Annotated in this window: 22 protein-coding genes and 3 pseudogenes; 16 read left to right on the top strand and 9 right to left on the bottom strand. The window is 35.6% G+C overall.

The annotated features are described in order from the left end of the window. The gene (locus KPL75_RS02780; RefSeq protein WP_219919315.1) at positions 1-462 is read left to right on the top strand and encodes a DUF6773 family protein; all 462 of its coding nucleotides are present in this window, start codon (positions 1-3) and stop codon (positions 460-462) included. Between the two features lie 818 nt (positions 463-1,280). Then, positions 1,281-2,027 (top strand): CPBP family intramembrane glutamic endopeptidase, encoded by a 747-nt coding sequence (locus KPL75_RS02775; protein WP_219919314.1) that lies wholly within the window; start codon positions 1,281-1,283, stop codon positions 2,025-2,027. 206 nt (positions 2,028-2,233) lie between these two features. On the opposite strand, the gene KPL75_RS02770 is transcribed toward KPL75_RS02775, so the two are convergent. Continuing rightward, positions 2,234-2,506 (bottom strand): hypothetical protein, encoded by a 273-nt coding sequence (locus tag KPL75_RS02770; protein ID WP_219919313.1) that lies wholly within the window; start codon positions 2,504-2,506, stop codon positions 2,234-2,236. 209 nt (positions 2,507-2,715) lie between these two features. Between KPL75_RS02770 and KPL75_RS02765 the strand changes: the two genes are divergently transcribed. From KPL75_RS02765 to KPL75_RS02755, 3 genes are all read left to right on the top strand, one after another. Beyond that, complete coding sequence (locus KPL75_RS02765) at positions 2,716-2,910, top strand: helix-turn-helix transcriptional regulator (protein ID WP_002146676.1); 195 nt, start codon at positions 2,716-2,718, stop codon at positions 2,908-2,910. A gap of 17 nt (positions 2,911-2,927) precedes the next feature. Further along, entirely contained in the window at positions 2,928-3,314 is a 387-nt protein-coding gene (locus KPL75_RS02760; RefSeq protein WP_219919312.1) for a hypothetical protein, read from the top strand. A gap of 528 nt (positions 3,315-3,842) precedes the next feature. Next, entirely contained in the window at positions 3,843-5,462 is a 1,620-nt protein-coding gene (locus tag KPL75_RS02755; RefSeq protein WP_219919311.1) for an S-layer homology domain-containing protein, read from the top strand. A gap of 597 nt (positions 5,463-6,059) precedes the next feature. Here KPL75_RS02755 and KPL75_RS02745 read toward each other — a convergent pair. Continuing rightward, positions 6,060-6,485, bottom strand: coding sequence for a DUF4879 domain-containing protein (locus tag KPL75_RS02745; protein WP_002167259.1), 426 nt, complete (start codon positions 6,483-6,485; stop codon positions 6,060-6,062). Positions 6,486-6,918: 433 nt separating this feature from the next. On the opposite strand from KPL75_RS02745, the pseudogene KPL75_RS02740 reads away from it, so the two are divergent. Next, positions 6,919-7,017, top strand: a pseudogene (locus KPL75_RS02740) (YjcZ family sporulation protein); the annotation flags it as partial. A gap of 491 nt (positions 7,018-7,508) precedes the next feature. After that, positions 7,509-7,634 (top strand): annotated as a pseudogene (locus KPL75_RS27325) (recombinase family protein); the annotation flags it as partial. Positions 7,635-7,864: 230 nt separating this feature from the next. Here the strand turns inward: KPL75_RS27325 and KPL75_RS02735 are convergent. Beyond that, positions 7,865-9,874 carry a serine hydrolase domain-containing protein gene (locus tag KPL75_RS02735; protein ID WP_219919309.1) on the bottom strand — a complete coding sequence of 670 codons (2,010 nt, stop codon included), beginning with the start codon at positions 9,872-9,874 and terminating at the stop codon, positions 7,865-7,867. A gap of 284 nt (positions 9,875-10,158) precedes the next feature. Between KPL75_RS02735 and KPL75_RS02730 the strand changes: the two genes are divergently transcribed. The 3 genes and pseudogenes from KPL75_RS02730 to bla all read left to right on the top strand — a co-directional run. Next, positions 10,159-10,749: a sensor domain-containing protein gene (locus tag KPL75_RS02730; RefSeq protein ID WP_219919308.1), complete on the top strand. Its 591-nt coding sequence runs from the start codon at positions 10,159-10,161 to the stop codon at positions 10,747-10,749. A gap of 4 nt (positions 10,750-10,753) precedes the next feature. Then, positions 10,754-12,544 carry a helix-turn-helix transcriptional regulator gene (locus KPL75_RS02725; RefSeq protein ID WP_219919307.1) on the top strand — a complete coding sequence of 597 codons (1,791 nt, stop codon included), beginning with the start codon at positions 10,754-10,756 and terminating at the stop codon, positions 12,542-12,544. A 552-nt stretch (positions 12,545-13,096) separates the two neighbouring features. After that, a pseudogene (bla, locus tag KPL75_RS02720) lies at positions 13,097-13,624 on the top strand (metallo-beta-lactamase); the annotation flags it as partial. Positions 13,625-13,762: 138 nt separating this feature from the next. Here the strand turns inward: bla and KPL75_RS02715 are convergent. After that, positions 13,763-14,446, bottom strand: coding sequence for a GTP pyrophosphokinase (locus tag KPL75_RS02715; RefSeq protein WP_258237035.1), 684 nt, complete (start codon positions 14,444-14,446; stop codon positions 13,763-13,765). 560 nt (positions 14,447-15,006) lie between these two features. On the opposite strand from KPL75_RS02715, the gene KPL75_RS27790 reads away from it, so the two are divergent. Next, positions 15,007-15,060, top strand: a complete 54-nt coding sequence (locus tag KPL75_RS27790) for a hypothetical protein (RefSeq protein WP_144489023.1) — start codon at positions 15,007-15,009, stop codon at positions 15,058-15,060. Between the two features lie 221 nt (positions 15,061-15,281). Here KPL75_RS27790 and KPL75_RS02705 read toward each other — a convergent pair whose 3' ends face one another. Next, complete coding sequence (locus KPL75_RS02705) at positions 15,282-15,872, bottom strand: TetR/AcrR family transcriptional regulator (RefSeq protein ID WP_219919305.1); 591 nt, start codon at positions 15,870-15,872, stop codon at positions 15,282-15,284. 273 nt (positions 15,873-16,145) lie between these two features. On the opposite strand from KPL75_RS02705, the gene KPL75_RS02700 reads away from it, so the two are divergent. Continuing rightward, complete coding sequence (locus KPL75_RS02700) at positions 16,146-17,600, top strand: DHA2 family efflux MFS transporter permease subunit (protein ID WP_258237006.1); 1,455 nt, start codon at positions 16,146-16,148, stop codon at positions 17,598-17,600. 166 nt (positions 17,601-17,766) lie between these two features. Further along, on the top strand, positions 17,767-19,029 hold the full coding sequence (locus KPL75_RS02695; RefSeq protein ID WP_219919303.1) for a cytochrome P450: 1,263 nt from the start codon (positions 17,767-17,769) through the stop codon (positions 19,027-19,029). Between the two features lie 292 nt (positions 19,030-19,321). Here the strand turns inward: KPL75_RS02695 and KPL75_RS02690 are convergent, their stop codons facing one another. The 4 genes from KPL75_RS02690 to KPL75_RS02675 all read right to left on the bottom strand — a co-directional run bounded on the left by KPL75_RS02690 (position 19,322) and on the right by KPL75_RS02675 (position 22,846). Next, positions 19,322-19,693 carry a cupredoxin domain-containing protein gene (locus tag KPL75_RS02690; RefSeq protein ID WP_219919302.1) on the bottom strand — a complete coding sequence of 124 codons (372 nt, stop codon included), beginning with the start codon at positions 19,691-19,693 and terminating at the stop codon, positions 19,322-19,324. A gap of 159 nt (positions 19,694-19,852) precedes the next feature. Further along, positions 19,853-21,112 carry a serine hydrolase domain-containing protein gene (locus KPL75_RS02685; protein WP_219919301.1) on the bottom strand — a complete coding sequence of 420 codons (1,260 nt, stop codon included), beginning with the start codon at positions 21,110-21,112 and terminating at the stop codon, positions 19,853-19,855. Between the two features lie 99 nt (positions 21,113-21,211). Continuing rightward, positions 21,212-22,411: an MFS transporter gene (locus KPL75_RS02680; RefSeq protein ID WP_219919300.1), complete on the bottom strand. Its 1,200-nt coding sequence runs from the start codon at positions 22,409-22,411 to the stop codon at positions 21,212-21,214. A gap of 15 nt (positions 22,412-22,426) precedes the next feature. Further along, the gene (locus KPL75_RS02675; protein ID WP_002013810.1) at positions 22,427-22,846 is read right to left on the bottom strand and encodes a MarR family winged helix-turn-helix transcriptional regulator; all 420 of its coding nucleotides are present in this window, start codon (positions 22,844-22,846) and stop codon (positions 22,427-22,429) included. 173 nt (positions 22,847-23,019) lie between these two features. On the opposite strand from KPL75_RS02675, the gene KPL75_RS02670 reads away from it, so the two are divergent. The 3 genes from KPL75_RS02670 to KPL75_RS02660 all read left to right on the top strand — a co-directional run bounded on the left by KPL75_RS02670 (position 23,020) and on the right by KPL75_RS02660 (position 25,458). Continuing rightward, on the top strand, positions 23,020-23,937 hold the full coding sequence (locus KPL75_RS02670; protein ID WP_219919299.1) for an intracellular short-chain-length polyhydroxyalkanoate depolymerase: 918 nt from the start codon (positions 23,020-23,022) through the stop codon (positions 23,935-23,937). A 140-nt stretch (positions 23,938-24,077) separates the two neighbouring features. Continuing rightward, positions 24,078-25,274, top strand: a complete 1,197-nt coding sequence (locus KPL75_RS02665; protein ID WP_219919298.1) for an MFS transporter — start codon at positions 24,078-24,080, stop codon at positions 25,272-25,274. After that, positions 25,258-25,458: an NETI motif-containing protein gene (locus KPL75_RS02660; RefSeq protein ID WP_000166302.1), complete on the top strand. Its 201-nt coding sequence runs from the start codon at positions 25,258-25,260 to the stop codon at positions 25,456-25,458. Before KPL75_RS02665 ends, KPL75_RS02660 begins: the two co-directional genes overlap by 17 nt. Positions 25,459-25,481 lie beyond the last annotated feature (23 nt).

The raw sequence follows: 25,481 nt of genomic DNA, 5'->3' as shown, positions 1-25,481 counted from the left end.
ATGGAAAAACTAAAAAATTGGTTTTCACTCAGTACACATTCAGATGAAAGAATTCAGCAAATTGAAATGAAAATTTGGGCCCAATCTGGAATTGTGGTTTTATTGCTAGCCTTCATAGATTTAATAATAAGGGGCGTATACTTACAAAGACCGTTTCTAGAATGGGCTACAGCTCTTGGTATAATTATCTGTTATACGGTATTCTTCTTTATTAGATCCATTTTAGCTGGTGTTTACGAACCAGAAATCGATAACAAGGAAAAATTAAAAGATAAAGTATCATATACCCTTATTTTATCTTTTACTGGTGTATCCTACACTACATATCATAATCAATTACCTCAAGACATTGTTGGATGGATGTTAGTATGTTTAAAGTTCATTTTACTTGTTACTATCTTGTTTGGTATTCAATATTTTCTTACTAAATTAGTATGGAATAAATCCAATAAAATTCAATAAGTATAGAAAAAAAGCTTATCTTTTAGCACTTAATGATAAGCTTTTTTATTGTTTTCTCCATCTCGTTTTCGTTTTAGGGGGTATTTTGTTTTGATAGCTTGATAGTGATGTGGCGGGCCCCTGTTTATAACTATGTGTTAGTTCTATCCTAGTATTAGGCTCAAAACGTATAAAAAGACACTACTTAAAGTGTCTTTTTATACGTTGACATCAATGAGTATTATCTTCAATCGAAAGATTGAAATTGTATTTTCTAAAGAGGATGAACTCGCTTTAGATGGGCAAAGCAGGATTTGTAACTGGTTGTATAATCAACTACTTCATATTGCGAAAGAAGATTATCAAAACGGGTCCCTATTCCTATATCACACTTGTACTTTCTTGATATATCAGTCTTGGAGTATCCATCTTTGTATAACTAATACCATTCATCGACATATTTATCCCATGGACTTTTAGGACGAATCTCTACAAGTCCCTCCAAAGTTCTATTTACTGTCTTTGCATCTACTTTATATAATTGACCGATCTTCCGAAACGACATTTCTGATTCGTATAATTCTTTCCATTCCTTTTGCTACTTTTCATACTTTAATCCTTTACCCATAATTAACGCCTTATTTTTTTACATTGTACCACTTATTCTTGCTTTAAGGGGAAGTAGGGTATATCGGTCAACTAAAATGAATATACATAACTACATAAAAAAGAACTTTGCAGATGGTAATTTCCTAGTTAGGTGTATTCATTTGGCTTTTCGTTATGACTGAATTGTTTTAAAATGTTCGAACGGACAATTAAATAGTGGAGGGCTCTGAATGAAGGTAAATCTAAATATTGCTTTAAAAATTATTGGGTTAGAATTATTAATATTGGTTTTTTACACGCTTAACGGGGCCTATCAAACTATTGCTAAACCATCCAGCCCGGTATTCCAGTTTATCGGACTTGTTCCTTTAGCGGTTGGGATCTTATTGTATTTAATAATAAAGAATAAGTGGGTATACTACTTCTTTGATATTAAGTTAAATAGTTCGACGAAGAATAACTTTCTATTGAGCTCTCCTCTAGTGCTTGTTCTGCTAGTAATACTAATTGGTAATAAAGGATTAAATACAACATCAATATCTGATCTGATTTTTATGTTTATCATACAATTTTGTGTTGTTGCATTTATTGAGGAAACTTTTTTTCGGGGATTTATGCTTAAAATGTTATTTTCAAAAGGAATGAAAAAATCAGTTTTGATTTCAAGTTTCCTGTTTGGTATCACACATTTATTGCAACTGGTTGGTGGGCAGTCTGTTGAAGATACCATTTTACAAATCGTATATGCGTTTTTAGTGGGGCTTGTTCTATCTTTACTTATTGTAAATAGGCAATCTATTATCATCACCATTACTTTTCATGCTTTTAATAATTTCTTGAATTTTATGGGGAATGTTCAAGGCTCATCGCTTTTTGCTTATGTTATTATTGCAATTTTATTTTTCTATACCATTTATTTATGGAAACGAGCTCATAAAAAAGAGTGTGTACGACAAGATATAAATTTAGCGGTTTGAGCTAAATGAAGTTTTCGTATTTTGATACTTAAGGGGCAGCATATCTATTGGTATGCTGCTAGTCTTCGTTTGCAAAAGGGGTGTTTGCATTCCTTTGTTTAAACACGGTAAATTTATGGTTAATAATTATGAATGAGAAAAAGTACTAACATCATTAAGATTTAGCACTTTTGTGTTTATTGATTTTATCAATGGATTCATTAAACTTATTTTGTTCCAGAAATCCATTGTTTCTGCATTAACTGTTCGTCATCATATTTTTTACAACCACAGATGCATTGCTTATTAATCGTGTAGTTGATTTGTTGAATAACTGATGTGTTTTGGTTATTCAATTCGTTTGCATATCTTGATTCTTGAGGCCAACCATCTGAAGAATTATTAACTTCAGCGCTCCAAGAATCGTCTTGAAACATAGCCACTGCGAAAATAAAACCTACGATAATGATTACTACTGCTGTTACTACTGATTTTTTCATGATTTGTTACCACCTTTGATTTCATCGCTATCAAGCTAATATTTTAAAGTACCTCTAAAACGAAAAAAACGGTATTCTTTCTATCTAAGATGTAGGAGGACTATCGTTTGTTTTTTTAAAATGTAAAAAACTTTTAACATTTATAATGAAATTATATAAACTAATAATGTAAAAAGTTTTTGACAAAATTAGGAGTGATGTTCATAAAAATGGAGAACATAATTCGTATTTTACGTAAAGAAAAAAAGCTTTCCCAAGAAGATTTAGCTAAATTATGTCATGTTTCAAGACAAACGATTAATGCGATTGAGAATAACAAATATGATCCTACATTGGAACTTGCTTTTAATTTAGCTAAATCCCTTGGCTTAACGGTTGATCAATTATTTATTTATAAAATCTAGATAAGGAGTAGAGACAAATGAAAAATGGAATTAATATCTTATTTACTTGTTTATACATTGTGATTATGGGTTTACTTGCTTTTGAATGGTATGAGAAACAACAGATTTCTATAACCTCGTTATTTGTAGCAACAATCATTTTGCAATCATTATTTATGAAGAGAATTTTGAAAGGTAAAAAAGAGAGCGAGAATTTTATTGATGAAATATTTTTACATACATTACAAAAAAGCTTATCAATTTGCTGTTTTGTAATGTATGTATTAACTTTAGGTACTTTATTTTTATCAGAAGGAACATGGAATTTTAGCCATATGCATAATAAACCGTTAATCTTTCTGGTTTTCTTATATCCTATCGTTTACCAAATAAGTCATATATTCGTTTCAAGAAACAACTCTTAATAGACTATTTAAAAGTGAAAAAAGCGCTATTCTTTCTGTATAAGTTCAAAACGCCATCCTTTCCAATGATTCTACAGAAAGCATAGCGTATTTTTATATTTTAGGGGGTATTTTGTTTTGTTAGCTTGATAGTGATGTTGCGGTACACCGTATAGCAAAGATTTTTCAAGAATTTGTGGATTTTATAGAAAACAAACGGAATATCAAGTAAAATATTATGTATTGTTTTATACATTTCAAAAGTTATTTTGATGATATTTTTGTAAGTGTATGAGTGGAAGTATCATCATGTATAGTATGGTTGAAATGGCACAAGAGAACTTTTTTAGTTCCTATCATTCTCTTTGATAAATGTTTGAAATACTTTTAAATATTGATATATCTAGGAGAATTTAGAGATTTCGATTGATTATATGCAATGAAAAATGAAAGTGTTATTTTTAGGTTTCTAACTATTATGATTCACATTAAAAGAAGTGTAAGGAGGAAGGTATATCTACTAAAATAGCGAGATATACTAAATTAAACATGAGTATTAGATTTAATAAAAAAGTAGTAGTATTAACAGCCGGACTAACCGTATTATCCTCACCGATGGTATCGATTGCAGAAGAACAACAATCGGTAAATAACCATCAATCCATAAGTGTTCAAGAACAAGCTGTAACTGCTCGACTTCAAGTATCAGACGAACAAGCTTTAAAAAGTATTGAAGAGAGTTTTGAAGGAGTAGACGGACGTGGTGGAGGTACTGTCGATAATAAGAAAGTGGACAGTCTTCAAAGTTCAGAAGGTATTTATGAAGAAACGGGTACATTAACGATCCCTAACAATTCAAATAGAACAAAGCGTAGTCTTTCTTTCTCAGCACCTAAAGTTTCTAGTACTATAAATGGCGTTCCATTTACTGAATGGATTGTTCCAGAAGGAAACGATAATATTCGCCCTCAAAACCATATGATTCCAAAGTATATTACAATTCATGAAACTGATAATAAAAGTGTAGGCGCAGGGGCTAAAAACCACGCTCAATATTTATATAACCAAGCTGTAGGGAACACAGACCGGGCTGCATCATGGCACTTTACTGTAGATGATAAAGAGATTTATCAACACTTACCATTAAACGAGAACGGATGGCATGCAGGAGACGGGGATGGTTCAGGTAATAGAGAATCTATTGCAATTGAAATAGCAGTTAACAGCGATGGTGACTACAATAAGGCAGTGGATAACGCCAAGAAACTTGCAGCTTATTTAATGAAAGAAACAGGTGTACCATTAAATAATGTTGTAAAACACCAAAAATGGAGTGGTAAAAACTGTCCTGCTATTATGATTAATAGTGGGCAATGGGTTCCATTCGTAAGTGGCGTTGAAGGATATTATAATAAATTTTATCAACCAACAGACGATATAACAGGAGGTTGGTATGAGTCAGCTATTCGTGATTTGAATAGAAGAGGTATTATGGTAGGAGAAGGAAACGGTATTTTTGCACCTAATAGATCCGTAACAAGAGCTGAGTTTGCTCAATTAATCTCTAAGTCTCTAAGTCTTCCAGCTGGAGAAGCAACGTTTAAAGACTTAAATGATGCAAATCCAACTTTACGAGATGGTATTAAGCGTACTGCAAGTGTGGGCATCATTTCTGGTAGAGGAGACGGTTATTTTGACCCTAACACACCTATTAAAAGGGAAGAAGCAGCAATTATTGTAAATAGAGCTTTACAGTATAAAGGAATAAATGGACCATTGGCAAACTTACCATTTGCAGATAAAGATCAAATTATCTATAAAGAAGCTGTACAAAGATTATACGGCTTAGGTATTGTAAAAGGTATGGGGGATAATCTGTATGTCCCTAAAGGAACAACAACTCGTGGTGAAACAGCAGCATTCATTTTAAACATGCTTCAAGTAATTGAAACTGGTAGTGTTCAAAAAGGAATTGGTACGGCTGAAATTAATGGCATTGGGGTAAATGTTCGAAGCGGGGCAGGAGCTGGCTACCTTGTTGTTAGAAAAGCAAGCAAAGGTGAAAAAGTTACAGTATACGAAGAAAAGAACGGTTGGTTAAGAATTGGTACAGATGAGTGGATTTATAATGAACCTAGTTACATCGTCTATAAGAAGGATGGAAATTAAATCATACACCCGGCATTTCATTTATTCTCAGGCAATGGAGAGCATTTTCCCCATTGCCTGTTTTTGTGTTGCAGCCTTTTTAATGGTTATATAGAGATTTGAAATGAAGTTGCATACATGTATTCAGTTATATATGATTGTCTTATAGGGATAGTACCCATGTCCATCAACCTCTACAAAAACATACTCAAGAACTATTAAAAATCTTACTTCGTTTGTTTAATTTTTTACAAAAAAACGGAAGGGAATCTCATCGATATGAGAAGAAAACAGTCTTTGATATATTGGGTGTCATGTACAATTGCTTTGTTACTTTCTACAAAAAGAATAGCGTTTTTTTCGTTGTAGGGATACTAATTTACATTAGCTTGATAGCGCCGTGGCGTTGCTTTAATCTAGCCAAGCAAACGATCTCGATTCTCTTGTATTTGTACACTAACAATCTGGTGAAAATAAATGATTCTGTTTTATAGGACGTGTTTACTTAATTTCCAGTAAAGTGGTTCAAGTCGCAGGAAGGCACCTTTGGGTGTTTTTTTTATGGAAAATCCCCACATAAGGTGCAGGGATTTTCATGCTACGAATATATATAACTGATTATTTAATATATAACGAAGTGCGCCACGTATCTCTTGGATAATTTATTGAAGTCTTTTGATATTCAAAAGTCCCTTCTTGATGATTTGATGCGTCCCATTTATATTCCCAACCTACAATAGGATTACCACCAATTATTTGTGAACCAATACTTTTCACATCAAATCCATTCATTTTGGCAAAAGGAAACTGGCCATACCCTATTTCTTTTGTGTAAACATACAAGTAACTACCCCCATGATCTTTAGTTGTACTAAAACTATTAGGGGTAATGTATTCAACTCCACCCAATTGTGATTCCACTTTTACTACACTTAAAGAAGTTAGAGGTGCTGCTGGTCCTGCTGATGCCTCCGATGCCATTCCTAATCCAACTACCGCTGCCACCGCTAATGATGATATCCCTAATGTAACTTTTTTAAACATATAAACATCCCCTTGTTTTATAATAAGTACAAGTTTGATATTAGCAGAATTTTATAATAATATTCCTTATTTTGAAAATGTTAACAAATTATACTTTTTTAGATATGCAATTTAGCATATCGATTGACATACAGGATAATCCATCCACTATTTTCGATATAAAAACTATTAACCCCAAATATAGATTTGAATCATGTTTCTCAATGACCAATATAACTTAACATGGTAAAATATTATTTGGATGAAAGTCCAATATATATTATTAAAATTAAAGTGGTTCAAGTCGGAGGAAGGCACCTTAGGGTGTCTTTTTTTAATTTTCAAGGGGACCTCTCAATTCATACGTAAAAACGTAAGGTAAAGTGAACCCGTTAAAATACATGGAATGAACCCTAATTTTAACCTCTTATCTAAAGGAGAAACTATTGTTATGGGATATGGTGGTAGTTGCAGTAGTTGTGACGGCGGCTTTGCTTTATTAGTTGTATTATTTATTTTATTAATCATAGTTGGAGCTAGCTGCTTCTGCTAAAAAACTATTGGGAAAGACACTCTTATATGGGTGTCTTTTCTTTATGGGGTCTCGCCACATCGCTATCAAGCTAACAAAACAAAATACCCCCCTAAAATAAAAAATACGCTATTCTTTCTGTAGAATCATAGGAAAGGATAACGTATTTTTTGATTTCTTCTATTCAATGTGTACGTTAATATTTACGCATGATGTGATGACTTATATTAACCCTTTATTGCTACTAAGGTAGGAGATATACCAAAAATAGGATTATAAAGTACATTTTTCTTGAGTGGCTCGAAAAGTAAAGAATCGTTGCCGTCCTCCTTAAACGGTTAACTAACCCCAATTTTTTTCTATTTTGACGACATGCTCAACGCTGTGGAAAAATAAGTTTATTTTCTGTTCCTAAAAGCAGCCTTTGTATATTTTCCATATGCCTGAAAATAACCATAAACGCCATTAGGAATGCAAATATATAAAAATATAAGGTATTCCCAAAAACAGGAATAATCGAAGAAACTCATTCAAAATGGAAGAACGGAGAAATAACAGCTATTATGTTTATGACAATGTTAGAATTAAAGAAAAACACATTTTATAAAATAATGAAGGAATATGAAGAAGCAAAGTAGCATCTCTCCTATAGGAAATGCTATTTTGCCCCCGGTTGTAAGAACACTGGTACGGCCTCCTTGTAGCTCATCAGACACTGAAATAGACAGACAAAAAACGCCATTCTTTCCTATAATTCTACAGAAAGAACAGCCTATTTTTTCGTTTTATGGATACAATTTTACTTTATCTTTATGCTGATGGGATACTCTCCCTAAACATTTGCCATAATTCATGTTTGGATGAATGCTTACTTCTGTTTAATAGGCAGTGCATAATAGCCAAAAGCCAAATCGAGCAAGGCGCTCGCTTCTTGACGCAGTAACAGATCTTTCGGACGGAAGGTAAAAGATCCGTCAGCGTTGATGGTAGTATCAGGGTCTATGATTCCTTGTGAGGCAAGGGATTGAATGGACTGGACCGCCCAGGCATCCGCAGTGTCGAGCAATTTCACATGATTGGCTTGGTCAGGTTGAATCTGCTTCAAGTTTTGAATCATGGTTGCTGCAACTTGTCTGCTAATCGGAGTCGCACGGTCATATCCTGGTATGCCTGCTATAAATTGCTTCTTAATCCCTTCGGCTTGACCCGGGAAAATGCTCCATCCATGTGCCAACAACAAGGAATCAGTAAATTCTCCTTGTGTCATCGTGCCCATCGGATCGAATAGATTATCCGCTTTAACATCCATGATGTTTAAAGCATGAAGATTGTCGATATGGCTTCTATAGTTACTCTTTTGCGGGACGTCTGCAAAAGGTGATTTGATATTGATTTTCTGAGATTGAGCAACAATGCCTAGGCCTTTAGGACTGGTGTAATAAAAATATGCGATTTCTCCGGCCGCATTTTTTTGGAAAGCAATCTTATTTCCTTCTGGATCCTCAAACAACAACGGGTGAATCATTTTAAGGACTTGTTTGCCAGCTGTTTCATCTTCCATGACCAACGTTCCATTCTCATAGGTAAAGTGGGTACGAATCGCAAACGCACGTGTGTTTTGGTACATGCCCAAGTATTTTTGGGATTCTTTTTCCTCTAACGAGAGATATACTGTTTTCTCCGCCTTGGGAGCAGGGAAATAATGGTCCATGAACGCTTCATACACTTCTCGGCTCATCATAGAATCATTATTGTAAGACATGAAGAATGCGGTTTTTTGTTCAGGTATCAAAACCATCAATGAAGAATGTCCTGGCATATTCCCGCCCTTTAATACGACATGTTGACCATTGGCAAGGTCATTGAAATATGTTTCAAATCCAACTGTCGCAATAGGAATCGTCTTATCTACGAAAACTTGGTAGGTATGCATCATATCCATGCTTTTTTTACTTGCGATTTCTTTACCTTCAAACTTTCCATTCTGTAGCTGCATAATCATGTACTTTGACATGTCTTCCCCAGTGGACAAAATGCTTCCTTGTGGTCCATCAGTTGGAGCGTGCCCATTTGTTGGATGAGAATCGCCAGTGGGACCGTAATGTGTAGCCATTCTTTTGAGAAGGTCAGGCGTAAAGCGCACACTTGTAGACTTCATGCCTAATGGTTTGAAAATATTCTTTTCCATATATCGTGAGAAAGATGTGCCTGTAACATTCTCCACTGCAAATCCTGCGAGTAAAAATGCAAAGTTGTCATACGTATAAGCTTCACCGGGTGGCCGTACCACTGTCGGCATATGTTTAGGTAGAAATTCCCTAATAGATATATTTTGATTTGCATATTCAGGCCCGATTAGCGTGGTGATATCGGGCAGGTCTACGCCGCTGGTATAGGTCAACATATCAAACAGGGTGAGGGGTTTTCCTGTTTTATTGGGGATTTTTAATCCACCGAGATATTGTTGTACATCTTGATCTAGTTTAAGCTTTCCTTTATCAACTTGTTGCATCACGGCCAAGGCGGTAAAAGTTTTCGAGACTGAAGCGATTTGAAAGACCGTGTCCTTATTGACGGGAATCTTCTTTTCTTTATCTGCATAACCATACCCTTTATTGACGACGACCTTTCCATCATGAACGACGACAAAACTTGAACCGTTCACATTGTACTTCTTCATTTTTTCTTCGAATAACGGATCAGCAAAAGATTCTACTTCTTTTTTGTTATTAGGTGCTTTCGTCATTTTGATATTGGTTGCAAGTGTCGATGACTTTGATTTTCCAACTTCTAATGTTTGTTGGGAACATGCAGAAATCATGCTTGTAGAAGTGAGCAGAATTGCGACGAGCCCCAGTTTATTGATTGCTTTTTTCATTTTTGTACACTCCTTTATGAGATTGAAGATTTCTTGTTTGCACAACGAGTTGTCAGCTCGTTAGTGTATGAACCGAGTGTAGCAAGTAGCAAGTCATAGTAACTAGTGACCTTTCGTCATATTCATGCATGACATAAAAAATAGAGCGTAGTACGGCTAGTTTTATACCCACGACCTACAAGTTATGACATTTTGACACTACTGTGCGTGACAGATGAAAAGTTAGAATCGAAGGGCGACTCATAGAGTATTAGCAAAGAAAAGAAAATGGAGGAGAGAATCTAATGACAAAAGAATCTGTTCAAAAAAGCTTGCAAGATTTCTACTTTTTGTTGTTTACCTTTGGATCTGGATTATTTTACTTTTTCTTTTATTTGGTCAGTATGACATTTGCATTGGTGCTGACGGTGATCTTCGTAGGTATTCCTTTGTTGGTATGGGTGCTGCAAACAACTCACACGTTTGTCCAGTATGAACGCATTCAGACGAAAGTTTATACGGGTATATCGATAGAGCCAATCTTGTCAATGACAAAAAATGAAGGGGATAAATGGATTAAAGCGAGAGAGGCAATTCTTAATAGTAGCAATTGGAGAGCTATTTTTTGGCTCATGCAAAAATCTTTTGTTGGAGTGATTAGCCTTATATGTGCCGTTATATTGTACGTAGCTCCGTTTGCATTTACCTTAGCACCATTGCTTTTTCAATATTTTGATATATACTTATTGGGAATTGTTGTGAATTCATGGCAGAAGGCTATTTTTGTCATGATTGTTGGGTGTATTCTCATCTGGATATGTATTTGTATTGGAAACAGCTTAGTTCGAACAATTGGAATGTACACGCGTTCCATGTTCAAAGCTATTAAGGGGTGATAATTTGTTTAAGACCTTGAAACTATGGCTCTGGTATGATTGGGTATTACTTTGTATACGTTTTATCATTTGGCTATCATTGATGGTAACGACTATCCAACACCGAGACCATTTGACTATACCGCTTTGGGTCATTATCCTTTGGGAAGTCACTTCATTTTCAATACCATGGATTTGTTTAATGTTCAGTTATCGCTATTATCTATTTACTGAGATAATTTTATTTGGCGGAGTATGCTTCTACTTAACTTTATTATTTCCGTCAGCGTACCTTGCTTTTTTAATGCCGACTTTTATGATTGCGGCAAATAGTGCTCATAAATCATACCGTTGGTCGGCTTCTATCACAATTGTTTTATTTCCGTTGCTCATTGCAATATTTTCCCATGGAATAGATGTATGGGGGATTATTCTACAAATCGGTCTGGCTTTTGCTGTGGGTTCTTCCTTTCGTTTACTAGTTGTCAATTACCGTCAAAGTGAAACGATTCGGAACCAAAAGCATGTATTGGAACAGTACGTATCTCAAGTTGAGCGGATTACTTTACTGGAGGAACGTGACAGGATCTCAAAAGATTTACATGATACGATGGGGCATTCTTATACCTCAATTATTATGGGGATGGAAACATTACGTACGGAATTAAAGACTAAAGAAGGAGAGCAAAAGCTCGACTCATTATTACAATTGGCCCGTAACAGTATGGAAGAAGTAAGAATGTATTTACATCAGATGGACTTACCACAAGAATCGCTTTCCTTAACTGTCACATTACAACAATTGACAGAGGAATTTGAGAAGCATGCAAAAGTAAATGTACGTACTCGAATAATAGGGGAAGAGTATATGGTCTCCAAGCAATCAAAACTGACAATGTACCGGAGCTTGCAGGAATCATTAACAAATGCGGTTCGCCATGGACACTCCACCGAAATCATTGTGTCACTTCATTTTGAGCCGCAACAGATAAGATTGGATGTGCAGGATAATGGCTGCGGGGGAGAGGAATGGAAGGATGGCTTCGGATTAACTGCGATGAAAGAGCGCATGAGTCAGTTACAAGGGAGAGTTATTGTTTACTCCAAAAAAGGAGAAGGGACGTTAATTTCATGTGTGTTACCGAGACTTGTACAATTGTCCAATGAACCAATCCGCTTGTGTATCGTCGATGATCATTCTTTTATTCGAGAAAGTCTTCATACAATTTTGGATGGACAGGATGGCTTGCAAGTAGTGGGAATGGCTGAAGATGGAGAACAGGCTGTAGAATTGTGTGAAAGACTGAAACCAGATTTAGTATTAATGGATTTAGAGATGTCCAATCTGAATGGGATTCGTGCGACCAAAATAATTAAGGGAAAATGGCCAGACATTCGTGTCCTCATTCTTTCAACGTTTCAGGATACCAAAAGGGCGAAGGAAATCATACGAAATGGAGCTGACGGTTATTTGCTGAAATCCATAGATTCTCGTGAACTAGCTGAATCGATTCGCCTCATCTATCGGGGAGGCACGATGATTGACCAAGATTTGTTCCATAAGATGTGGGATGGAAATGATGAGGAAGAGTCAGTCGGATTGAAGTCAGATGGAAAAGAGTATGGCTTAACGAAACGCGAGTTAGAGGTTTTGAATCTTTTGTCTCAAGGAATCCGTTATAAAACAATTGCTTCGAAACTTTACTTATCAAATGGCACAGTTAGAAATTATGCCTCTACTCTTTATGACAAGCTAGAAGTCAAAAATCGAGAAGAAGCCGTGCAAAAAGCAAGAGATACAGGATTACTTTCGTAAGAGAGAGTGCTGTCATCTGCTAGGGGTACGTGAATGATTATAGGTTTCAGGGACCACACTTCAAAAAATGTAATTTGAATGTCTGTTATAGGCAATTTGATAGATTTTATAGATTCTATAAATAATGTTTAATTTTCAATGAAATTATATAAAGGCAATTGCATAAAACCCAACATAATCGATCTTATGTTGGATTTTATAGTGAACATTAGCTATGTAACCCTTATACATGGAATTAATTTAAAGGATGGCTCTTCATACCCCGAATCGTTCACATACCTATACAGCATATAACTTTTAATAATGATTCTAATTTTGATGATGGAGTAACATAATAAATCGAGATTCATTCAGTTTTGATGCTTCAGGATTTTCGTAAATCATTTTTAATCAAATTTTATTCCAAGTCAACACCTAGTAAGAATCTATCTTAAAAGTTCTTAATTTTTTTGTAAATACAGGAATAAATTTATTTTATGTATTGTCTATTAAGCGTAATAGCTTTTTTAAAGAAGTAAGATGTCAAGAAAGGGATGATAAAAATGAAAAAAAATGATGTTAAAAGTAGGTCTATGTGTAAGTTTATTAGGAGTAAGTCAATTTGCTAGTGCGGCATTCCCAGCGCAAGCTGCAGAGAAAGTTGAGCAAAAGATAATTAAAAATCAAGAAGGTACTATTTCAATCTCTCAGTTAAATTCCCATGTATGGGTCCATACAGAAATGGTTTATTTTAATGGGGAAGCAGTACCTTCAAATGGCTTAATTCTAAACACCTCAAAAGGGATAGTGCTTATTGATTCTTCTTGGGATGACAAGCTTACAAAAGAATTAATAGAGATGATTGAAAAGAAATTTCATAAACCGATAACAGATGCAATTATAACGCATGCTCATGTAGACCGAATTGGAGGAATTAAAACGTTAAAAGAAAAAGAGATTCAGGTACATAGTACAGCTCTAACGGCTACACTAGCAAAGAAAAATGGTTATGAAGAACCAATTATGGATTTAAAGGACATTACAAATATGAAGTTTGGAAATATAAAAGTAGAAACATTTTATCTAGGAAAAGGGCATACAGGGGTAGCACCACATGCCCATCAACCTAAGCTTTTAAATCCCCCCAAAATGGAAATTTTGTGTTTTTATAGCATAAAAGTTTATTTTTCTCCTATTTGGGATGACTAGTTTTCTTAAGTTGACGGACAATTCCTTCCTTTACTTCTTCTCACTTATCGCTTTATTCACCATTTCTATCAGCTGCATTGGAATGTTAAAATGATTTTGTGCGAGATGAAGTTCGGTTAGCCCCTCTTCTTCACTTGATTTTAATTCGCGTACTTCGTGGTGAAGAGCTTCCATTTTTAAATCTAATTCAGTCGCAACTATAGCGGCTTCTTTTAATTCTGACGTGAGTCTTTCGGGAACTGAATGGTTATATTTATAGTAGATTTTGTGTTCCAAACTAGCCCAAAAGTCCATGGCAATCGTCCTGATTTGTATCTCTACACAAACTCTTTCTTCTCTGTCTGACATATATACTGGTACTTTCACGATTAAGTGTAGGCTTTGATAACCGTTTGATTTTGGCTCTTTTATATAATCCTTACATTCAATGACCTCAACATCCTTTTGATTGCAAAGCATCTCACTTAGACGGTAAATATCCGATCTAAATGAACACGTCATTCGAATACCTGCAATATCCTTCACTTGCTCCTTTATTGCTAAAAAAGATAACTCGATGTTTTTTCTTAATATTTTTTTAAAAATACCTTCGGGCGATTTTAAGCGTGAAGTCGTATGTTCGATTGGGTTGTAATCGTGAATATGCTGAAACTCCTCTTTTAAAATATTTATTTTCGTATTCATTTCATCCAAAGCAAATTTATAGACCAGCATAAACCTTCTCAATTCCTCTTTTATTGCATTCAATTTGTTCATCTGGATGGGCTTATTCATAGTTATACTCATTCCTTTCGTTCGCCTTGAGCGTTTTTTATATTCCTAAATTACAGATATACCAGCAAACTGCAAATCATGTGGAGGTGAGTGAGCCGCCCTGTCGCAGGATAATCGATAGTTATATGTGTAGATTGCTTTCCCATACACAAATAAATCGCTTAGAGCACTGCAGATTTATCTTTGATAAACAACTCATTTGTAGCTGGGTGATCAGCCTCTGCTGACTATCTCAGTACATCATACTAACAATTATCTTTATCTCAAATACGTGTGATTATGCTATTAATGGGGTAAAGCCGAAATAAGTGTAGAAACAGGTCATATTCTTACTTTTATTTCTAATTTATTCATCTGTTCGGTAATCATAGCCAAGATTTGAATGTGCAAATCTTGGAGGCTGTGTAGCGATGGAAGCAAATCTCGCAATAAGCATTTTAAACGGACTATAATAAAAAGCGGACATTTAGTTGGTTGTACAACCATTTTATTTACTACTAATGGGTTATACATTTTTAACTATCAGTATTATTGGTTTTGTTGTATCTAAATAAAAAAGGTCATCAACAATAAAAAAACACTAACCTTACATAAGATTAGTGTTTTTTCATTGTATTTTCCTCTTGTTTTTGGTAATGAGTGCTGGCTAATCTTGTGTGGGCCAAACGCCACGAATTTAACGTAACTTTATATGGCGTAAATGAATTTTTTATTCGATAGATCCAGGCAATTGTACCTTCCAGATTTATGTAAGTGATTTTAAATCCACACTAACTCAAACTTCTTTATTACTTGATTTAAAAAGTATATACAACTTCTTGGCAAGAAATTGTGGTGTATACGGCATGTCCCTATGTAACCACTTTACAATTGTTCCAATTAAAGCTGAAGAACCGTACCAAATAACAATATCTTTTGGAATGTCTTTAGTAACGAGAAAGGGGTGACTTTCTGTTCTCTCTGTTATTTTGTCTGAAAGTGTATTTAACAAGCGTTCTGTAAAAATCGGTGTTCGCCTAGAACCAAGAACTACTTTATAGAATTTAGCATTGTCAGCAATGTACTCAAGTAGGTCTACGAGTTTTAACCATTCTATATCCTCAGAGGAATCTGAGAGGTTTTCCGTGCTTATCATTATCTTTTCAATATCCTCGACCATTTCCTGTGCCATTTTCTCCAACATGTCATGAATATCACGATAATGGAGATAGAACGTAACACGATTAATGGTCGCACGTTCTGCAATTTTATTAACTGTTATTTTGCTAATTTCCATCTCTTGTAGAAGATCTATTAAAGCCGCTTTTATTAACTGGCGTGTACGAATGATTCGAGGGTCTACACGGGACTTTGGATGGTTTTTCATATCTAATCACCTTTCCTATTAATTAGAAATTTACAATATTCTAAGTTCTGTCTATTATCTTAGACTTTATTAACAGAAAGCATAAGAAGTGATAACTAATAGACAGTTATTAAGAAATTGTCTGTTGTCATAATGATCTTTAATAATGTAATTTATATAGTGTAAATTATTCAACACTTTGTAAAAAAAGTCTACGTTAAAATTAGAAAGGATATGAAAGAATTGCATAATCAGACTAAAACAGTCCCAAATTCGATAAAAAAAGGACCTATTATGTTCATTATGATTTTAGGTGCTTTTCTTGCAACATTAAACCAAACACTCATGAGTGTCGCTACTCCTGAACTTATGGTTGAATTTAAGATCTCGGCTACAACAGCCCAGTGGTTAACAACCGGTTACATGCTAGTAAACGGCGTCTTGATTCCTATTACCGCATATTTAATGCAACGGTTTACCACACGTGAACTCTTTCAAACTTCCATGCTTATATTTCTAGCTGGAACCATTGTTTCGGCTGTAGCAACAGGATTTCCTGTCTTGTTAACTGGACGTATGATTCAGGCAGCCGGTGCAGGAATCATTATGCCATTGCTTACGCATGTTATTTTGACCCTCTTCCCTCGCGAAAAGAGAGGAGCGGCTATGGGAATGGTGGGGCTTGCCGTCATTTTTGCGCCAGCAATTGGTCCTACAATTGCCGGATACATTATTGATAACTATAAATGGGAAACGATGTTTTACGGAATGATTCCATTTGCTATCCTTGTTATTGTGCTCGGATTCATTTATCTCCGAAATGTATCCGACCGAATCAAGACAAAACTTAATATCCTAAGCGTTATTCTCTCTACCATTGGTTTCGGTGCATTAATTTATGGTTTCAGCCAGGCCGGAAGCCTTGGCTGGTCAGATATAGAGGTAGCAGGTACGATTACTGTAGGTATCTTAGCCCTTGTCCTCTTTTCATGGAAGGAATTAAGATCACAAAATCCATTGCTTGACTTGCGTGTATTTAAATACAATATGTTTTCTTTAACAACAATAATTAATATCGCAATTACTATGGTTATGTATGCAGATATGATGTTACTTCCGTTATACCTCCAAAATATGCGTGGTTTCACAGCCATTGAGTCGGGTCTTCTGCTTCTTCCTGGTGCGCTGGTCATGGGATTCCTTATGCCAGTTACCGGTAAGCTATTCGATCGCTTTGGTGCGAAATGGTTAGCTATTACTGGAATGACAATTACCATTATTACAACAATGGGTTTTATCAACTTGACGGATTCCACTAGTTATATCTATTTGATTCTCATGTCAACAGGGCGTCGCATTGGTATGGCCTTAATGATGATGCCGATTCAGACTGCTGGTCTAAATCAATTGCCACAGCGGTTAAATGCACATGGAACAGCAATAAGCAATACGATTCGTCAAGTTGCCGGTGCTGTCGGTACTTCGCTTCTCGTGACAGTGATGACGAGCCGTACGAAATCACATCTGCAGGATATGGTTCCTACCGCAGCAGCTAAAGGATTGAATCAAAAAGAGCTTGTTACAGAAGCATCTATACAGGGGATTAATGACGCTTACCTTGTCATCATTGGAATTGGCATCATCGGATTAATACTTTCTTTCTTTATAAAGAAAGTTAAACAGGCTTCCGAATTAGAATCTGACATTCCCGCAGAGATGGTAACTACAGAGAAATTAAAAATAAATTAAAACCATTTGAATTCCCGAAACAAAAAGAAGAAATTTATACCAACTGTTAGTCACCATATTTGGAGTAAATCGCTTCTATCTTATGCTGGCTAGGAATGAGACGTACTCCAAATATGACTATTTATAGATTGAATTATACAATTTGTATTTTTAAGGAGGAATATCAGTGAAAAAAGAGGTTATTGCAATTCAAGAAATCCCTAATTTCCAGACGCGTACTGAAGAATTTTTCCCTTTAAAGTGGTATAAAGAAATGCTTTACAATCATTCTGTTTATTTTCACGAGGAAACGAATACATGGAATGCGTTTAAGTATGAAGATGTTAAGCAGGTGTTAACCAATTATGAATTCTTTTCAAGTCAAGGGCCTAGAAGCGGTATTTTTGTCGGTGATAATAAAAATCAAAAAAACACTTCACCTATAACAATGATTACGTTCCTTGATCCTCCTGACCATCGAAAAGTACGGTCCTTATTGGCAGCAGCTTTCACTCCCCGCAGTTTAAAAGAGTGGGAACCCCGTATTCAACAAATTGCAACGGAGCTTGTAGAAAACATACAAGAAAATTCTACGATTAATATTGTGGATGCTTTGGCATCCCCTTTACCTGCTCTAGTAATAGGCGATTTATTTGGCGTACCTGCACAAGGTCAAGGTCAGTTTAAAGATTGGGTTGATATTTTGTTCCAACCATACGACAAAGAAAGGTTAGAAGACCTTGAACAACAAAAACAAAAGGCAGCGAAAGAATATTTTGAATATCTTTATCCTATTGTAGTTCAAAAACGTTCGAACCTTTGTGATGATATTATCTCTGATTTGATTCGAGCTGAAGTGGATGGGGAAAAACTTACGGATAATGAGATTGTACAAACAACTATGTTACTTTTAGGGGCAGGTATTGAAACAACTAGTCACGCAATAGCCAATACATTCTATTCATTGCTTTATGATGACAAGTCATTATATGAAACACTAAGAAAGGATATAGGCCTAGTCCCTAAAGCCATTGAAGAAATGCTTCGATATCGCTTTCATATTTCAAGAAGGGATCGTACGGTCAAAAAAGATAATAATCTATTAGGAATTGAGTTAAAAAAAGGTGACGTAGTCATTGCTTGGATGAGTGCATCCAATATGGATGAAAACATGTATAGCGATCCTTTTTCTATAGACATTCATCGCTCAAATAATAAAAAGCACCTAACTTTCGGAAGTGGTCCACATTTTTGTTTAGGTGCACCCCTTGCACGATTAGAAATGAAAATTGTATTAGAGGTATTCTTACAAAAGTTTTCTTGTATCGAACCAGTTGAAGGATTTGAATTAGAAAAAAACTTAACTGCTTCTGCTACGGGACAGTCCTTGACTTATCTACCAATGAAAGTTTATGGGATTCAGCCCATACCCATTAACTTAAGAAACTAATTGTTCCCCAAAACGAAAAAACGAGCTGAAATTTCATAAATCACCAGCCCTATAAGAGTATTTTGTTACACGTTAGTACAAAATTTCGTTCCGGGGGTACTATAAAATTTTAGCTTGATGGGCATGGGGTAGCACCAACAAAACACAAATTTCGTACGCTACGACAACATAACGATTTTATGCTGCACGTAAAAAACTGATTAGTGAGAGCTAATAATCTGCGGGGGGAGGGACACCCCCGTGAATTTAAGTTTCACTTTATAAAAAAGTAAGGATCGGTCGGTACTGCTTGTTATTTGACGATTACTTTTCCATCCATTCCTTTCAAGTAGTGGAACCTACATATTAGTTCATATGTACCGGGAGTTTCAGGTTTTACGGTAATTGTTATTTCTTTTCCTGACGGGACTTCGGCGTCAATTCCGAGTTTTTTCACCGTAAAGGTATGTTCTCTATTTCCTTTGTTTTTTAATAGCAACGTTGTCGTTTTCCCAACCGGAACAGTGATGGTACTCGGATTAAAGTAATCATCATTCAATTCAACCTCAATAGGCTGTCTCACAGCGTCGGATTCGGCAAATACACGGAGCGAACCTAAAGTAGTCATCACTACAATCATCGCAAGTGAAATAATCAATACAGTTAATTGTTTTTTCACAGACATTCGCAATCCCTCCTTTCCTAAGCACTAGTCTTTTCAAATTTATAAAATATTATCAAAATAAATAGGCTTTAGGCGTGGTTTGAATAGTAATTCTTTCGGCAACTTCTAATAACCAAGTGATAACTGGAATAGGATTTGGGTAAATAAAAAAAGCCTCCACTACTGTGGAAGCTTTTCCAAATGATGTGCAATATCAATATACATATCGGAATAAACCGAATGGATTTCATTACTAGGCGCAGCGTTAGAAGAGAAGTGGACGATTACCATATTTGCTGTCGGATCGATGTAAAGCGTTTGTCCGTAACTGCCTAACACTTCGAAAGCGCCTTGTTCATTGTGCGGAATCCACCATTGATTATGATAAGAAATTGAAGCGCCGCTGCCAATGGCGAGCTCATCTTCTTGTACATTTTTCACACTTTCTGTAATAGAAGAAGGGACGATTTGTTCTCCATTATATTGACCATTATTTAAAAGTAATTGCCCGAATCTAGCCATATCCCTAGCAGTTGCATTTAAACCGGCGCTTGCTTGTTCTACTTTTGTTTCATCTGTAACGTAATAAGCGTCTTCTTCCATCCCAATTTGAGACCAAATTTGCTCGCTTACATTTTCAGCTAATGATTTTCCTGTGATTGTTCGGATAATCCAAGCGAGTGTTTCACTTGAGCCGTTATTGTAAGAAAAAGCGGAGCCAGGTGGTGCAGTTTCTTCTGCTTCTAGTAACATATCATAAATTTTCATAGGCCCCTCGTAATTTTTACCTCGGGGCAAAATATTACTAGCCAAATATAGTTGTGCATCTTGATTTTCTAGTCCTAGCTGCATATATCCATGAGTAGGGTACTGTGCAGAAACTTGCATGTCCATTAATTGCTGAAGTGTTGCTTTTCCGAACGGTGTGTTTTTTAATTCTTTTATGTAAGTGTCAGCTGTTTTCTTTACATCAATAAGATTTTCTTCAGCGAGAGATTGTATGATTGCACCAGTAAACACTTTTGCTAACGATGCCATTCCATGAGGATCACTCTCGTTATATCCATTGAAATATCGTTCATAAACAAGTTGATCATTATGTACCACGACAAAAGCGTCTGTTTTGTTTTCGTCTAAAAGTTTTTTTAGAGGAGTTGTATTTCCAAATCTACGTTGGACAACAAAAGCGTCTAAGTTTTGTAACGTGGTAGGGAAGGGAGCAACTTGGTCAGGGTTGTTTTTTACTTCATTTATTAAAGTGAATTCTTTCATATGTGTATACGACCAGCGTAAGTAAGGATCGTCTAACCAGTTTTCCTTCGTCACGTTATTTTTCGAGGGGGTCGTTTTATTATGTTTGAAGTATGTAAAACCAAGCCCTGTAATTCCAAATATCACTGTTAGCATAAGTAAGAGTAGGGGAGATTTTTTAAATTTCATATAGGTACCTCCTTTAGTTTCTATTATAAGTATACGCTCGTCTTGAAAGAAATACAAAATAAGGAAAGTAAACGGATAAGTTTACTTTCCTTATGAATGTTAAGCAGATATTTGTCCATCGGTGCTTTGCTTTTTGAATTTTTGTTTTCGTCCGTGTAATCCATAATAAAGTAGTAAAGTGAACGCAACGATAATAGCTGCGATAAAATACATATTATGATAACTTGACCTAGCTGCGACTATACCTAAAATAAAAGAGCCAAAGCCGAGACCGCTATCAAAGAATGAGAAGTACGTAGCTGTCGCAGAACCACGTCGATGGTTTGGAGCGGCAGAAATCGCAATCGTTTGGAAACTTGGAATTAATGTTCCGTAACCTAAACCGATTAGCATACCTGCGCCAAGGAACCAAAATGAAGTTTGCGCTTGGCTTAAAATGAACATCCCGATTGTGAAAATAATGATAGCTGGATAAACAAGTACATTTTCACCGAAGCGATCAAAAAGCTTTCCTGTAAATGGACGAGAAATTACCACAACAAGTGCGTATAAAATAAAGAAGTAACTTGCAATTTCGCTTAAACCGAGTTCTTTTGCATAAATAGGAATAAAGGATAAAATACCACTATAAGAAAAGGCTAAAACAAATCCTGTTAGAGCGATCGGAATAGAAGATGGTTCAAGTAAGTCCTTCCATTTCATTTTTTCTCGTTTTTGTTTACTTACTGGTGCTTCATGCGGAATATTTACAAGTAATCCTAATAAAAATGCAAGTAATGAAAATAAGGAACAAACGATAAATAATACAGTAAACGAAAAATGAGAGATAATAGTTAAGCCTAGAAAAGGACCAATTACCATTGGCAAACTCATAAATACGCCGAAATATGAAAGTGCTTCGCCTCGTCTATGAGCTGGTGCAACATCTGTTACAATCGTACCAGTTGCAGTTGTTGCCATCCCAAACCCAATACCATGTAAGAAGCGAAGGGCAAGTAATAAAAATAAACTTTGCGTACCGAAATACATAACAGTAGCGGCTAAAAATAATGAAAGTGAAATAAATAAAATTTTCTTTCTTCCTAATTCATCGAGCCATTTTCCTGTGAATGGTCTACATAAAACAGATGAAATAAGAAAAACAGTTGCAACTAAACCAATTTCCTCAGGTTTTCCTTTTAGGCCGTCTATAACGTAGACGGGCAGAGTAGTCATAAGCATGTAAAATGTTAAAAAGAGAAACAGACTACTAAAACAAGTTCCGAGGAAATCCTTCGTCCAAAGTTTTTCACTTTGCATCGTCATCCCTCCATATTAATGATCTAAATTTTTGATAATTTGTTGTAACAATTGAAAAGCTTCATGTAAGTCTTCTTCTTTAATACCTTCTAGCGTCTTTTCTTCAAAGGAATCAACTTCTTCTTGCCATACTGGAATCATTTCTATTGCTGTTTCCGATAAGGAAATGAGCTTCTCACGGCGATCTTTTCCTTCCGTACGTATAATCCAGCCCATCGTTTCCATACGTGTTAACGTGCGGGTCATCGTTGGTGATTCAACATTTAAATACTGACATAATTCTGTTTGAGTACAAGATCCAGTTTGATTAATGCGGAAAATAACAGCCCATTGCGCACTAAATAATCCTGTTGGAGATACACGTTCATTAAATTTCTTCGTAAACTTACGAGAAGTTTGACTGACAATGTGGAAAAAATGTTGTTTTTCGTCCATGTATTTTGATCCTTTCAAATTAGTTACCTAGCTAACTATATACCCTTTTATTTTAATTGTCTAGTAATAGACATGTTGTTTTATGTGGGAATTTCGTATAGATTTTATATTGAGAACGTACATTCTGTATGGTATTCTTTAATTAAGTAAAGAATTTTCTTTCTATTAAAAGAATGGGGGAACTTGTGATGATTAAGCCTGCAACAATGGAGTATGTTTCACTATCGAACGGAGAAACGATTGCATATCAAGAAGTTGGAAGGCAAAATGAAGAAATACTCGTGCTCATTCATGGAAATATGACGTCGTCACAACACTTTGATTTAGTTATTGAGAAACTACAAAATCAATATCATATTTACGCAATTGATTTAAGAGGATTTGGACAATCAACGTATAATAAGCCGATAGATTCTTTGCAAGACTTTGCAGAAGATGTGAAACTTTTTATAGATAAATTAAATTTGAAGAAATTTTCATTAATGGGATGGTCAATGGGTGGTGGTGTTGCGATGCAATTTACAGCGAATCATCCAACATTTGTCGAAAAGTTGATTTTAGTAGAATCAGTGGGAATGAAGGGATATCCAATCTTTAAAAAAGATATTAACGGGCAACCGATCGTATCAAGTTTAGTAAAGACGAAAGAAGAAATCGCGCAAGATCCCGTACAAATTGCTCCAGTGCTAGATGCGATAAAAAATATGAATAAAGTATATTACCGTACAGTATGGAACCTATTAATATATACACATAATCAACCTGAACCGGATCGTTATGAAAAGTATTTAAATGATATGTTAACGCAGCGCAATTTCGTTGATGTGAATTATGCGCTCATTACATTTAATATTTCGGATGAACATAACGGGGTTGTAGAGGGAAATAAGCAAATTCATCATATTAAAGCTCCAACACTCGTCATACAAGGTGACAGAGATTACGTCGTACCGCAAGTAGTCGGTGAGGAATTAGCAAAACATTTGCCAAATGCAGAGTTGAAGATATTAGAAGATTGCGGACACTCACCGTTTATAGATTGTTTAGATGTATTTATAAAACATGTTGAGGATTGGTTAGAAGATAAGTAGGTTGAGGAAGAAGTTAGATTAAATGTATCTAGCTTCTTTTTTGTGGGAAAACCAAAATTATTTCAGCCACTAGTTCTTTCTTATTCCACAGTAAACAATATATAATGAGTGTGGTGAATTACAAAAGGGAGAGATTAGGGATGTCAATGCGTTTTACATTTTGGATTATGGTTGGGATTGTGGCAATCTCAGGTTTATCACAAGGGATGCTCTTACCTGCCATCGCAATGATTTTTGAACAAGAAGGGGTTAGTTCAAGTATTAACGGTATTCATGCGACGGCATTATACATCGGGATATTATTTATTTCACCGTTTCTTGAAAAACCGATGCAAAAGTTTGGAATGAAACCAATTATCGTAATTGGTGGGTTTCTCGTTATTATTTCATTATTCTTTTTTACACAAACATTTTCATTTTGGGTATGGTTTATTCTTAGGTTCCTAGTTGGTGTTGGAGATCATATGCTCCATGTCGGAACGCAAACGTGGATTACGACAACGTCAGATCCTAGTAAAATAGGTAGACAAGTATCGATATACGGTGTATTCTTCGGAATTGGTTTCGCAGTTGGCCCGTATTTAGCAAGCACTGTTCAGTACGGTCTTGCAACACCATTTATCGTATCTACTATACTTTGCTTAATAGGATGGCTTTTACTACTACCAACGAAAAATGCATTTCCAGCACAAGATGAGGCAAAAACTGAAAGTGAATCATCCTTTTCTCGTTATAAACAAGTCGTTGGATTAGCTTGGATTGCGCTAATTGGTCCGCTCGCATACGGCGTACTTGAAGCGATGTTAAATAGTAACTTACCAGTATACGCACTTCGCAAAGGATGGTCTGTATCGGAAGTTTCCTTCTTATTACCAGCATTCGCAGTTGGGGGCATTATTACACAAATTCCACTCGGTATATTAAGTGATAAATACGGAAGAGATCATATTTTAACGTGGACGTTCAGCGTAAGTACGGGCATTTTCCTAATCGCAGCAGTATTTGATCAATATTACTGGATTGTCTTTGCATGTATGCTTATAGCAGGTATGGTCATTGGCTCGTGCTTCTCACTAGGGCTTGGATTTATGACAGATTTATTACCGAGACACTTACTACCAGCAGGTAATATATTATCCGGAATCGCCTTTAGTATAGGAAGTATTATGGGACCTGTATTAGGAGGCATATTTATAGAAAAAATACAGTATACAAGCTTTTTTATTGCGGTTATGATTATAATGGGAATTCTCGCAATGGTATATATGGTCTACATGAAGAATCAATTCGCATCAAGAAAAATAGAAAGTAGGTTAGGGCATGACAAAACAACCTAATAAAAAGAAATTTGAAGTACTCGAAAACGAAACAATTACAGACTGCTTAGCGCGTATGGAACAAGAAGGATATGCACCGTCTCGTCGCATGGAAGAGCCAATCTTTCATGAAGTAAAGAAAGACGGAAAAACAGAAGTTGAACCGTGTGGTAGAAAAATTGTTTTTGAGGGGAAATTGAAGTAATCTCATAACAAATAGCCATCCAA

The organism is Bacillus sp. NP247 (assembly GCF_018966865.1).
Classification (GTDB): domain Bacteria; phylum Bacillota; class Bacilli; order Bacillales; family Bacillaceae_G; genus Bacillus_A.
This window is presented reverse-complemented; position numbering and strand designations above follow the sequence as displayed.